Genomic DNA, 11,491 nt, shown 5'->3' with positions numbered 1-11,491 from the left:
CTTTGTGTGTGCGGTCGCAGCATCGCAGCGACCGATCCCCCTCAGTTTGCCCCATCCACCCCCGGTCGCGTCACCACTCTGGTTAGACCATGGTCGAAAGTGAGCGCCCAGCAGGGCCGGGTTCGACCAATGGCGAATAGCCGCTATACATAATCGCCCCGCAGTCTCGGCTCGACCGTGCCCCACGCGCGGCATCACCTTGCCACTTGGGAGAGAGGGCAACATGAGCCACCGTACGTTGAAAGCCGTGCGCACACCTTTGGCGGCCTGCCTGTTGGTCGCCCTGGTCGCACCGGGCATGGCGTTCGCAGAGACCGCCAAAGAGAAGGCACTGGAAGCACGCGTTGCCGAACTGGAACGCCAGGTCCAGCTGCTGCTGTCTTCGCAGCAACAACAACAGACCCAGATCAGCCAGACCCAGCAGGCCGTAACCGAAGTCCGCACGGTGCAGGCCGAGCAGAAGCCGGTCGCACAGGTGCCGGCCGGCAAGCAGCCCATCCAGGTCACCACCATCACCCCGGGCGCGGCGCCGGGCACCACGGTCAAGATCGGCGGCTTCATCAAGGCCGACTTCCTGGCCACCCAGACCAGCGATGGCCAGCTGGCCGACGACGCCACCGGCCGCTCGCTGTACCTGCCGGGCCAGACCCCGGTGGAAGGCGCTGGCGGCAGCGGCAAGCGTTCGGGCACCGACTTCAATGCCCACGCCAAGTTCTCGCGCTTCAACCTGGGCATCGACAACGTGAGCGAATCGGGCAACAAGGCCGGTGCGTTCTTCGAGATGGACTTCTTCGGCAATTCACTGGGCAACCAGACCGCCACCAATACCTACGGTGTGACCCTGCGCCACGCCTACATGTACTGGAACAACTGGATGGCCGGCCAGACCTGGTCCAACTTCATGGACGCGGCCGCACTGCCCGAGGCGGTCGACTTCGTCGGCCCCACCGATGGCGTGATCTTCGTGCGCCAGGCCCAGGTGCGTTACACCCAGGGTGGCTTCAGCGTCGCGCTGGAAAACCCGGAAACCACCACCCTCACCGGTACCCGCAACCCGGTCACCGGGGCATGGACCAACGCCAGCGCCAACTCCGACCGTGGCAGCCTGCCCGATCTGACCATGCGCTATGGCTGGAAGGGTGATTGGGGCACCTTCGGTGTCGGCGGCATCGTCCGTCAGCTGAAGGTCGACAACCAGGCCACCGGCGCCAAGGCCGACAAGGTGGCTGGCGGCCTGACCCTGGGCGGCAAATGGGTGATGGGTGACAGCGATTCGCTGCACTACCAGCTGACCGGCGGCGAAGGCATCGCCCGCTACATCGGCCTGGGCATTACCGCCGACAGTGCCTATGACGTGGCCCGCGACGAACTCAACCCGACCGGCGTGCTTGCCGGCTACGTGGGCTGGCGGCATGCGTTCTCGCCGAAGTTGCGCACCAACCTGATCTACGCGCGCAGCGACTACGACAACGACAGCATCCTCGGCCCGCTGGTAACCAAGAGCGTGCAGAGCATCCGCGGCAACATCTTCTATTCGCCGCTGCCCAAGGTCGATATCGGTGCGGAGCTGATGTACGGCCGTCGCGAAGTGGAGAACGGCAACAAGGGTGACATCACCCGATTGCAGTTCACCACCAAGTACAGCTTCTAGAGGAGTGCCGACCAAGGTCGGCACCTATAGAGATTGCGTGCCGGCCCGCGGCCGGTACCTACCGAATTGAGTACCGACCAAGGTCGGCATCTACCGAGGGAAAACACCCCATGTCCAGCACACCCAGTACCGCACACAAAGCGGGCACCCTGACCAAGGGTCACAAGAAGGTCATCTTCGCCTCGAGCCTCGGCACGGTGTTCGAGTGGTACGACTTCTTCCTGTACGGCTCGCTCGCGGCCATCATCGCCAAGCAGTTCTTCAGTGGCGTCAATGAAACCACAGGCATGATCTTCGCCCTGTTGGCGTTTGCCGCCGGCTTCTTCGTGCGTCCGTTCGGCGCGGCCTTCTTCGGCAGCCTCGGCGACCGCATCGGCCGCAAGTACACCTTCCTGGTCACCATCCTGATCATGGGCATCTCGACCTTCTTGGTCGGCGTGCTGCCCAACTACGCCTCGATCGGTTTCGCCGCGCCGGTGATCCTGATCATCCTGCGCCTGGCCCAGGGCCTGGCGATGGGCGGCGAGTACGGCGGTGCCGCCACCTACGTGGCCGAGCACGCGCCGGACGACAAACGTGGCCTGTACACCAGCTTCATCCAGTGCACGGCCACGCTCGGCCTGTTCATGTCGCTGCTGATCATCCTGGCCTGCCGTTACTTCCTGGGCAATGAAGCCTTCGAAGCCTGGGGCTGGCGCATTCCGTTCCTGGTCTCGATCCTGCTGCTGGGTGTCTCAGTGTGGATCCGCCTGCAGCTGAGCGAGTCGCCGCTGTTCCAGCAGATGAAGTCCGAGGGCAAGGGTTCCAAGACCCCGTTCCGTGACAGCCTGAAGGGCGGCAACCTGAAGCTGATGCTGCTGGTCCTGCTCGGTGCGGCGGCGGGTCAGGCGGTGGTCTGGTATGGCGGCCAGTTCTACGCGCTGTTCTTCCTCAGCAGCATGCTGAAGGTCGATGCCACCACCTCCTACCTGCTGATCGCGGCCGCGCTGGCGTTGGGCGTACCGTTCTTCATCTTCTTCGGCTGGCTGTCCGACCGTATCGGCCGCAAGAAGATCATCCTGGCCGGCTGCCTGCTGGCCGCCGTCACCTACATCCCGATCTTCAAGGGCCTGACCCACTTCGCCAACCCGGCCATCGAAGAAGCCCGCAGCAGCTCGCCGGCCCTGGTCGTGGCCGATCCGGCTACCTGCTCGTTCCAATTCGATCCGGTGGGCCTGCGCAAGTTCACCAGCTCCTGCGACGTGGCCACCGCCGCGCTGACCAAGGCCGGTGTGCCGTACGACGTGCAGCCCGCCGCCGCCGGCTCGCTGGCGATGGTGAACGTGGGCAGCGCCAGTGTCACCTCGTATGAGGCCGCCGGCCTGACCAAGGAAGACGGCAAGGCCAAGGCCGATGCGTTCGGTGCGGAACTGAAGACCGCCCTGACCGCCGCCGGCTACCCGGCCAAGGCCGATGGTGCACGCATCAACATTGCCGGCACGGTGTTCATGCTGTGGCTGCTGGTGCTGTACGTGACCATGGTCTACGGCCCGATCGCTGCCTACCTGGTGGAACTGTTCCCGACCCGCATCCGCTACACCTCGATGTCGCTGCCGTACCACATCGGCAACGGCTGGTTCGGTGGCTTCCTGCCGGCGATCTCCTTCGCGCTGGTGGCCGGTACCGGCAACCTGTACTACGGCCTGTGGTACCCCATCATCATCGCGCTGATGTCGGTGGTGATCGGTGGCCTGTTCCTGCGCGAAACCAAGGACGTGGATATCACCCAATAACCGGCGTGCCGACCAACGGTCGGCACCCACCGGGTTTCAGGGGCCGTGGTGCAGACCACGGCCTTTTCGTTTCCCTGTAGCGCCGAGCCATGCTCGGCGACCGCGCAACGCGCGGCACAAAATTCCGCAGATGCGAACAGACAGCGTTCAATGCCATCATCGCGGTTGACAAGCATCCGAAGCCACACGCCATCTCGTGCCCATCGAGACGTGCCGCACGCCGTATAGTCGCGGCATGACCACCATTCCGCCGGCCGAGCTCCCCGCCCTCCTGCACACCCTGCGCAGCGCCTGGCAGTCGCAGCGCCCCACGCTGGACCAGCGCGAGGCCGACCTGCGCCGCCTCCGCGAAGCGCTGAAGGCACGCCTGGACGATATGGCTGCGGCCATCGCAGAAGACTTCGGCCATCGCGCCCACGTTGAATCGAAACTGGCCGATGGCATGAGCGTGCTGTCGGCCATTGACCACCTGCGCCGCCACCTGCGACGCTGGTCGAAGCCGCAGCGGGTCGGTGCCGGTTGGCGACTGTGGCCGGCGCGCGCGCAGCTGCGACCGACGCCGTTGGGTGTGGTCGGGGTGATCTCGCCCTGGAACTACCCGGTCACGCTGGCACTGGTGCCGTTGGCTACCGCCATCGCCGCAGGCAACCATGTGCTGCTCAAGCCTTCGGAACATACGCCGCGTACCAGCGCGTTCCTGGCCGATCTGCTGGCCAGTGTGTTCCCGCCCGATCGGGTGGCGGTGGTGCAGGGCCGGGCGGACGTGGCCGCGGCGGTGTCGTCGCTGCCGTTGGACCATCTGCTGTTCACCGGCTCGACCGCCGTGGGCCGCAAGGTGATGGCGGCGGCCGCCGAGCATCTGGTGCCGGTCACGCTGGAGCTGGGTGGCAAGTCGCCGGCCATCGTCTGTCGCGATTTCCCGCTGGACAAGGCCGCCGCGCGGCTGGCCACCGGCAAGTGGTTCAACGCCGGGCAGACCTGCATTGCGCCGGACTATGTGCTGATCGACACCGCGCGCCAGCGCGAGTTCGTGCAGGCGCTGCAGCAGCAGGTGCGCGAGCGCTATGGCGATTTCAGTGATGCGGACGACTACACGCGCATCATCAATGAAGGCCAGTACCGGCGCCTGCAGGGTTATCTGGCGCAGGCGCGCGAACGCGGCGTGCCGGTCATCCCGCTGGCGCAGGTGGATGAGGCGCGCGCCGACCGCGAGCGCCTGCTGGTGCCGACCGTGGTGCTGGACCCGCCCGACGACCTGGACCTGATGCGCGAGGAGATATTCGGCCCAATCCTGCCCGTGCGGGCCTACCCGGACCTGGATGCTGCGCTGGCCGACGTGCTGTCCCGTGACCGGCCGCTGGCGCTGTACCCCTTCAGCCATGACACGGCCACGGTGGAGCGCATCCTCGGCCAGGTGGTGGCGGGCGGGGTGACGGTCAACGACACCCTGCTGCACTTCGCCGCCGATGGCCTGCCGTTTGGCGGGGTCGGGGCAAGCGGCATGGGTGCCTACCACGGGCGGGCGGGGTTCGATGCGATGAGCAAGCGCCTGCCCGTGCTGTGGCAGGCGCGCTGGGCGGCCAGTGACCGGCTGCGCCCGCCGTACTCGAAGATTGCGGGGTTGTTGAGGCTGTTGCTGCGGTGAAGCCACGCATGGCGTTGCTCTACGGAATCAGCGCCCGATTCTTCTGTAGAGCCGAGCCCACGCTCGGCTGCTCCTGGCTGGGTGCCTGATCAATGCAGCCGAGCGTGGGCTCGGCTCTACACGGGAATCCGGGCCGACCCCCATCCCGGCCACCCGGTTAGAATGCCCGCATGAAGATCGCCTCGTGGAACGTCAATTCGCTCAATGTCCGCCTGCCGCACCTGGAGCAGTGGCTCAAGGATTTCGGCCCGGACATCGTCGGTATCCAGGAAACCAAGCTGGAGGACCACAAGTTCCCCGACTCTGCGCTGATCGCCGCCGGCTACCGCAGCGTGTTCGCCGGCCAGAAGACCTACAACGGCGTGGCGCTGCTGTCGCGTGAGCCTGCACAGGACGTGCAGATCGGCATTCCCGGCTTCGAGGACGAGCAGAAGCGCGTCATCGCCGGCACCTTCGGTGACCTGCGGGTGATCAACCTGTACGTGGTCAACGGCCAGGACATCGGCACCGACAAATACGAGTACAAGCTGCGCTGGCTTGAGGCGGTGCATGCCTGGATGGCCGAAGAGCTGCAGCGCCACCCGAAGCTGATCGTGATGGGCGACTTCAACATCGCCCCGGACGCGCGCGACGTGCACGACCCGGAGGTGTGGAACGACAACCACATCCTGACCTCCACCGCCGAGCGCGGCGCATTGAACAAGCTGCTGCAGCTGGGCCTGCACGACGGCTTCCGCCTGCACAACGACGAGGCGGGTACCTTCAGCTGGTGGGATTACCGCGCCGCTGGTTTCCGTCGCAACCTGGGCCTGCGCATCGACCTGACCCTGGTCTCCGATGCGCTGAAGAGCGGTGCGGTGGCTTCGGGCATCGACCGCGAGCCGCGCACCTGGGAACGTCCGAGCGACCATGCGCCGGCGTGGGTACAGTTGGGTTGAGTTGAGGTAGCGCCGGGCCATGCCCGGCGAGCGCAGCGGCGGCAGGGTGACGCCGGGCATGGCCCGGCGCTACCCCCCAGATCACCGTATGCTCTTGCGGGTGAACAGGTTGACGATCGCCAGCAGGATCACCGCACCGATCAGCGAGAACAGGAAGGTGCGGATGGTGATCGCTTCGTTGATGCCACCGCCGAACAGCCAGCCGGAAATCAGCGCGCCGACGATGCCGACCACGATGTTGAGGATGATGCCCTGCTGGGCATCGCGCTTCATGATGATGCTGGCCAGCCAGCCTACGATGCCGCCGACGATCAGCCAGATGATGATGCCCATGATCGAACCTCCGGTGGGGAACTGTGACCAGTTGACGCGCAGGGCTGTGAACCCGTCGTGGAATTGCGTGACGGGCGCGTGCGGATGAGCCTGCCAGCCACCCTCGATGGCCCGTGGCGCTTCGGTCCGGTGACGGTCTGGCGGCGTCCGCACGTGCCGGGCCAGCGCGGTGAACCGCAGGCGCGGCAGGTGCTGGCACAGGCATTGGGTGCCGACCCGGAGACGCTGCCGCTGGTCCGCGATGACAAGGGCCGGCCGGAACTGAGCGGCGCGCTGGCCCACTACGGCACCGGCTGGAGCCACAGTGGCGAGGTGCTGCTGGTGGCGCTGGGCGAAGGCGTGCGGCTGGGTGTGGACCTGGAACTGCTGCGGCCGCGGGCCCGCCTGCTGGAGATCGTGCAGCGCTTCTTCCACCCCGAGGAGGTGGCCTGGCTGGAAAGCCTGGACCAGGCCGGCCGCGAGCACTGGTTCTTCCGCGTGTGGTGCGCCAAGGAAGCCATCCTGAAGGCGCACGGCCAGGGCATCTCGTTCGGCCTGCACCGCCTGCAGCTGGCGCCGGGGGCCGATGGTGCCCTGCACCTGCGCTGGTGCGACCCGGAACTGGGCGAGGCCGCGCGCTGGCACCTGCACGAATGGCAGGCCAGCGGCCAGTTCCGTGCGGCGTTGGCCTGGTATCCGCACTGAAGCGGGGAATCAGCGCGCAAAACCGGCGATAATGCCGGCATGAGCGAACACCCACTTCCCGCCAGCGTGGCTGCCACGCTGGAACAGGGCCTGGCCAGCATGGGCCTGGACGCCGCGCTGGCGCCGCCGCTGCTGCGCTACCTGGCCCTGCTGCACCGCTGGAACGGCACCTACAACCTCACCGCCATCCGCGACCCGCAGGAGATGGTCACGCGCCACCTGCTCGACTCGCTGGCAATGCAGCCGTTCGTGGCCGATGGCAGCCTGGCTGATCTCGGCACCGGCCCCGGGCTGCCCGGCATCCCGCTGGCGATCGCCTGCCCGGGCCTGCAGGTCACCCTGGTCGAGAGCAACGGCAAGAAGGCGCGCTTCATGCGCGAGGCCGTGCGCCAGCTCGGCCTGGACAATGCCCGCGTGGCCGAATCGCGCGCCGAGGCGCTGGACGAGGCCGGCCGCTACGACCAGCTGACCGCGCGCGCGATGGACACCCTGGCCGGCATCGTCCGCGTTGGTGGCCACCTGCTGCGCCCCGGCGGCGTACTGCTGGCCATGAAGGGCGTCTACCCGCATGACGAGATCGCGGACCTGCCGGCTGGCTGGCAGGTGCGTGAGGTGACCCCGCTGAGCGTGCCCGGCCTGGCCGGCGAACGCCACCTGGTCACTGTTACAGGTCCCTGATTCCCGCCGCCAGCCCTTTGTGGAACAACGGGTTGGCGATTCACGATTTCCGCAAGGGGCCGGTTGTACGCATAATGACCGGTCCCAGCACACGTCGACGAGGCACACCCGCATGGCCCGCATCATCGCCATCGCCAACCAGAAGGGTGGCGTCGGCAAGACCACGACCGCCGTCAACCTGGCCGCTTCCCTGGCCAACGCACCCAAGCGCGTGCTGTTGGTCGACCTGGATTCGCAGGGCAACGCGACCATGGGCAGTGGCGTGGACAAGCGTGAGCTGGCCGCTTCCACCTACGATCTGCTGCTGGGCGAGTCCAGCGCCGCCGACGTGCGCGTGCAGACCGCCGAAGGCTACGACCTGCTGCCCGGCAACATCGACCTGACCGCCGCCGAGATCCAGCTGATGGCGCAGAGCGAGCGCGAGCAGCGGCTGAAGCGCGCGCTGGCACCAATCCGCGACGAGTACGACTACATCCTGATCGACTGCCCGCCGGCGCTGTCGCTGCTGACGCTCAACGCGCTGGCCGCCGCCGATTCGGTGATCGTGCCGATGCAGTGTGAGTACTACGCGCTGGAAGGCCTGAGCGCGCTGGTGGAAACCATCGATGCGCTGCGTGCCAACCTTAACCCGGCGCTGGAGATCGAAGGCGTGCTGCGCACCATGTTCGACGTGCGCAACAACCTGGCCAACGCGGTCTCGGCCGAGCTCACCGAGCACTTCGGCGACCGCGTGTTCCGCACCATCGTGCCGCGCAACGTGCGCCTGGCCGAGGCGCCCAGCCATGGCCAGAGCATCGTCGGCTACGACCGCGCCTCGCGCGGTGGCGTGGCCTACCTGGGCCTGGCCGGCGAGATCATCCGCCGCAACAACGAACGCAACAAGGCCACCAAGGCCGTGGAGACCGTCTGATGACCAGCAGCAAGCCGGCAGCCAAGAAGCGAGGCCTCGGCCGTGGCCTGGATGCGCTGCTGGGCCCGAAAGGCGCGGTCAGTCAGGTGCAGGCCACCACCGCGGTGATCGAGCCGCTGCCGGGTGAAGTGCTGCGCAAGCTGGCCGTGGGCCAGTTGCAGCCGGGCAAGTACCAGCCGCGCCGCGAGATGGACGAGGGCAAGCTGTCCGAGCTGGCCGACTCGATCAAGTCGCAGGGCGTGATCCAGCCGATCCTGGTGCGCCAGCTGCCCGCCGGCAACTACGAAATCGTCGCCGGTGAGCGCCGCTGGCGCGCATCGCAGCTGGCCGGCCTGGACGAAGTGCCGGTGGTGGTGCGCGAGCTGGAAGACCGCACCGTCATCGCGATGGCGCTGATCGAGAACATCCAGCGCGAAGACCTCAACCCGCTGGAAGAAGCCGAGGCGCTGCAGCGCCTGATCAGCGAATTCACCCTGACCCATGCCGAGGCCGCCGAGGCCGTCGGCCGCTCGCGCGCGGCGGTGTCCAACCTGTTGCGCCTGCTGGAGCTGCCGGTGGCGATCCGCCTGCTGCTGGAAACCCGCCGCCTGGAAATGGGCCACGCCCGCGCGCTGCTGACCCTGGCCCCCGAGCTGGCCGGCAAGCTGGCGCAGGAAGCGGCCGATGAAGGCTGGTCGGTGCGCGAGGTCGAGCGCCGTGCGCAGGCCTTCGCCGCCGGCAAGGTGCCGAGCAACCGCCCGGTCGCCACGCCGAAGGTGCAGCAGGCCGACATCGCCTCGCTGGAAACCGAACTGTCCGAAACGCTGGGCGCCAAGGTGGCGATCAGCCACGGCCGGGGTGGCAAGGGCAAGCTGATCATCCACTACACCGACCTGGATACCCTGGACGGCGTGCTGGAAAAGCTGCGTACGCGCCAGGGCTGAGCCCGGCGCAGCGCCAGGGGATGCGGCCTGTTCCTGCCGCGTCCTGCAGGTGACAGGGAACGCACCGCCGCGCGCGCCGGGGGATGCATCGCTCTCCGGTCCGTGGCCTCATCCAGGGAGCAGGACATGAGCAACACATTCGACGACGTCAGCCCGGGCGGCAGCCCGATCATGGTGCACAGCCGCCAGAAGGACTTCACCCCGCCACAGGGCGAAGAACACGTCGAGGCGATCGGCGCGCACATCGAGCGCCATCTGGGTCCGGTGTCCGGTGTCTTCCACGAGATCATCTCCGACCTGGTGCACATCGACGTGCACGTGGTACCGGCCACTGACCAGTGTCCGTACCTGCGACTGGTCACCTCCGGCATGAGCGACCTGCCGATGACCGTGCCCGCCGAGGTGGACGCGGACGTGCCCCGCTACATGGAACTGATGGTGACCCTGCCGGCTGACTGGCCGATCTCGCAGGATGCCTTCGAGGACGAACGCAATTACTGGCCGGTGCGCCTGCTGAAGGGCATGGCGCGGCTGCCGCACGAGTACGACACCTGGCTGGGCTTCGGCCACACCATTCCCAACGGCCATCCCAGCGAGCCCTACGCGCCGGGCGTGGGCTTCGACGGTGCCATCGTGCTGCCGCCGGTGACGACCCCGGAGGACTTCGCCACGCTGGAACTGGACGACGGCAAGACCATCAGCTTCATGGCCCTGGTTCCGCTGTATCCGGAAGAGATGGATCTGAAGCTGAAGAAGGGCGCCGAGGCGCTGCTCGACCGCTTCGATGCGAAGAAGATCCAGGACGTGATCGAACCCGGCCGCGCCAATGTGGCCAAGAAGCGTTTCGGGCTGTTCTGAGCCCGCAGCGTATCCTCTGCACCTGTACTCATTGATTTCCAGGCAACTGCCATGACCATCCTGCTCACCGGCGCTGCCGGCTTCATCGGTGCCTACACCGCCCGCGCGCTGCTGGAGGCGGGCCAGCCGGTGGTCGGCCTGGACAACTTCAACGACTACTACGACCCGCAGATCAAGCGCGACCGCGTCGCAGCGCTGTGCCCGGCGCTGGACCTGCGCACCCTGGACCTGACCGACCAGCAGGGCTTGGCGGCACTGTTCGACGAAGTGAAGCCGACCGCGGTGATCCATCTGGCCGCGCAGGCCGGCGTGCGCTATTCGCTGGAAAACCCGCATGCCTACGTCGACAGCAACCTGGTCGGCTTCGTCAACATGCTCGAGCTGTGTCGCCACCGTGGCGTGCAACACCTGGTCTATGCCTCCAGCAGTTCGGTCTACGGCGATTCGGCCACGCCGCCGTTCTCCGAGGACCAGCGCGTGGACCAGCCGCGCTCGCTGTACGCGGCGACCAAGGCGGCCAACGAGCTGATGGCCTACACCTACGCGCAGCTTTACGGCCTGCATGCCACCGGCCTGCGCTTCTTCACCGTGTATGGCCCGTGGGGCCGGCCGGACATGGCGCCGCTGCTGTTCTCGCGCGCGGTGCTGGCGGGGCGGCCGATCGACGTGTTCAACGAAGGCCGCATGCAGCGCGATTTCACACATGTCTCCGACATCGTGTCGGGTATTCTCGGCGCGCTCGCGCATCCGGCCGATGGTCCGGTACCGCACCGGGTGTTCAACCTCGGCAACCATACGCCGGTCGAGCTGGAGCGCTTCATCAGCGTGATCGAGCAGGCGGCCGGCCGCCCCGCGCAGAAGGTCTACAAGCCCATGCAGCCCGGCGACATGGTACGCACGATGGCCGACACCCGGCGCGCCCATGACGCATTCGGCTTCGATGCGGTGACCCCGATCGAAGAAGGGTTGCCCCCCGTCGTGCAGTGGTGCCGCGAGTACTTTGGTGATCGCGCCTGAGGAGGGATCCTCACACAGCCGGATTCATCTTCGGATAACCTCGGCTTCGGAGAATGCGCGGTCTTTGTCCCCCTTTGGCCGA

11 protein-coding genes are annotated in these 11,491 nt (G+C 67.0%); 10 read left to right on the top strand and 1 reads right to left on the bottom strand.

What is annotated here, in order from left to right:
• Window positions 1-223: 223 nt before the first annotated feature.
• From AC5QAH_RS16890 to xth, 4 genes are all read left to right on the top strand, one after another.
• Window positions 224-1,651, top strand: a complete 1,428-nt coding sequence (locus tag AC5QAH_RS16890; RefSeq protein WP_019337935.1) for a DcaP family trimeric outer membrane transporter — start codon at window positions 224-226, stop codon at window positions 1,649-1,651.
• Between the two features lie 110 nt (window positions 1,652-1,761).
• Complete coding sequence (locus AC5QAH_RS16885; RefSeq protein ID WP_043399645.1) at window positions 1,762-3,423, top strand: MFS transporter; 1,662 nt, start codon at window positions 1,762-1,764, stop codon at window positions 3,421-3,423.
• 235 nt (window positions 3,424-3,658) lie between these two features.
• Entirely contained in the window at window positions 3,659-5,068 is a 1,410-nt protein-coding gene (locus tag AC5QAH_RS16880) for a coniferyl aldehyde dehydrogenase (protein WP_159360752.1), read from the top strand.
• Between the two features lie 170 nt (window positions 5,069-5,238).
• Entirely contained in the window at window positions 5,239-6,006 is a 768-nt protein-coding gene (gene xth, locus AC5QAH_RS16875; protein ID WP_197602380.1) for an exodeoxyribonuclease III, read from the top strand.
• 81 nt (window positions 6,007-6,087) lie between these two features.
• Here the strand turns inward: xth and AC5QAH_RS16870 are convergent, their stop codons facing one another.
• The gene (locus AC5QAH_RS16870; RefSeq protein WP_005411656.1) at window positions 6,088-6,339 is read right to left on the bottom strand and encodes a GlsB/YeaQ/YmgE family stress response membrane protein; all 252 of its coding nucleotides are present in this window, start codon (window positions 6,337-6,339) and stop codon (window positions 6,088-6,090) included.
• Window positions 6,340-6,423: 84 nt separating this feature from the next.
• Here AC5QAH_RS16870 and AC5QAH_RS16865 point away from each other — a divergent pair, with 84 nt between their 5' ends.
• The 6 genes from AC5QAH_RS16865 (at window position 6,424) to AC5QAH_RS16840 (ending at window position 11,409) form a co-directional block, all read left to right on the top strand.
• A complete protein-coding gene (locus AC5QAH_RS16865; RefSeq protein ID WP_049454213.1) occupies window positions 6,424-7,023 on the top strand; it encodes a 4'-phosphopantetheinyl transferase family protein in 600 nt (199 codons plus the stop codon).
• A 39-nt stretch (window positions 7,024-7,062) separates the two neighbouring features.
• Entirely contained in the window at window positions 7,063-7,701 is a 639-nt protein-coding gene (rsmG, locus tag AC5QAH_RS16860; RefSeq protein ID WP_100447099.1) for a 16S rRNA (guanine(527)-N(7))-methyltransferase RsmG, read from the top strand.
• Window positions 7,702-7,813: 112 nt separating this feature from the next.
• The gene (locus tag AC5QAH_RS16855; RefSeq protein WP_010482381.1) at window positions 7,814-8,611 is read left to right on the top strand and encodes a ParA family protein; all 798 of its coding nucleotides are present in this window, start codon (window positions 7,814-7,816) and stop codon (window positions 8,609-8,611) included.
• Window positions 8,611-9,534 (top strand): ParB/RepB/Spo0J family partition protein, encoded by a 924-nt coding sequence (locus AC5QAH_RS16850; RefSeq protein WP_049413186.1) that lies wholly within the window; start codon window positions 8,611-8,613, stop codon window positions 9,532-9,534. The genes AC5QAH_RS16855 and AC5QAH_RS16850 overlap by 1 nt, the downstream gene beginning before the upstream one ends.
• 126 nt (window positions 9,535-9,660) lie before the next feature.
• Window positions 9,661-10,392: a suppressor of fused domain protein gene (locus AC5QAH_RS16845; protein WP_197602382.1), complete on the top strand. Its 732-nt coding sequence runs from the start codon at window positions 9,661-9,663 to the stop codon at window positions 10,390-10,392.
• Window positions 10,393-10,443: 51 nt separating this feature from the next.
• Entirely contained in the window at window positions 10,444-11,409 is a 966-nt protein-coding gene (locus AC5QAH_RS16840; RefSeq protein WP_005411650.1) for an NAD-dependent epimerase/dehydratase family protein, read from the top strand.
• The last annotated feature ends 82 nt before the right edge of the window (window positions 11,410-11,491 follow it).

The organism is Stenotrophomonas sp. YJH_SMC_43 (assembly GCF_059372535.1).
This window is presented reverse-complemented; position numbering and strand designations above follow the sequence as displayed.

What these genes read in the sequence shown, in the direction of transcription:
- AC5QAH_RS16890 (WP_019337935.1), top strand. Translation starts at nt 224, where the DNA reads ATGAGCCACCGTACGTTGAAAGCCGTGCGCACACCTTTGGCGGCCTGC.
- AC5QAH_RS16885 (WP_043399645.1), top strand. Translation starts at nt 1,762, where the DNA reads ATGTCCAGCACACCCAGTACCGCACACAAAGCGGGCACCCTGACCAAG.
- AC5QAH_RS16880 (WP_159360752.1), top strand. Translation starts at nt 3,659, where the DNA reads ATGACCACCATTCCGCCGGCCGAGCTCCCCGCCCTCCTGCACACCCTG.
- xth (WP_197602380.1), top strand. Translation starts at nt 5,239, where the DNA reads ATGAAGATCGCCTCGTGGAACGTCAATTCGCTCAATGTCCGCCTGCCG.
- AC5QAH_RS16870 (WP_005411656.1), bottom strand. Translation starts at nt 6,339, where the DNA reads ATGGGCATCATCATCTGGCTGATCGTCGGCGGCATCGTAGGCTGGCTG.
- AC5QAH_RS16865 (WP_049454213.1), top strand. Translation starts at nt 6,424, where the DNA reads ATGAGCCTGCCAGCCACCCTCGATGGCCCGTGGCGCTTCGGTCCGGTG.
- rsmG (WP_100447099.1), top strand. Translation starts at nt 7,063, where the DNA reads ATGAGCGAACACCCACTTCCCGCCAGCGTGGCTGCCACGCTGGAACAG.
- AC5QAH_RS16855 (WP_010482381.1), top strand. Translation starts at nt 7,814, where the DNA reads ATGGCCCGCATCATCGCCATCGCCAACCAGAAGGGTGGCGTCGGCAAG.
- AC5QAH_RS16850 (WP_049413186.1), top strand. Translation starts at nt 8,611, where the DNA reads ATGACCAGCAGCAAGCCGGCAGCCAAGAAGCGAGGCCTCGGCCGTGGC.
- AC5QAH_RS16845 (WP_197602382.1), top strand. Translation starts at nt 9,661, where the DNA reads ATGAGCAACACATTCGACGACGTCAGCCCGGGCGGCAGCCCGATCATG.
- AC5QAH_RS16840 (WP_005411650.1), top strand. Translation starts at nt 10,444, where the DNA reads ATGACCATCCTGCTCACCGGCGCTGCCGGCTTCATCGGTGCCTACACC.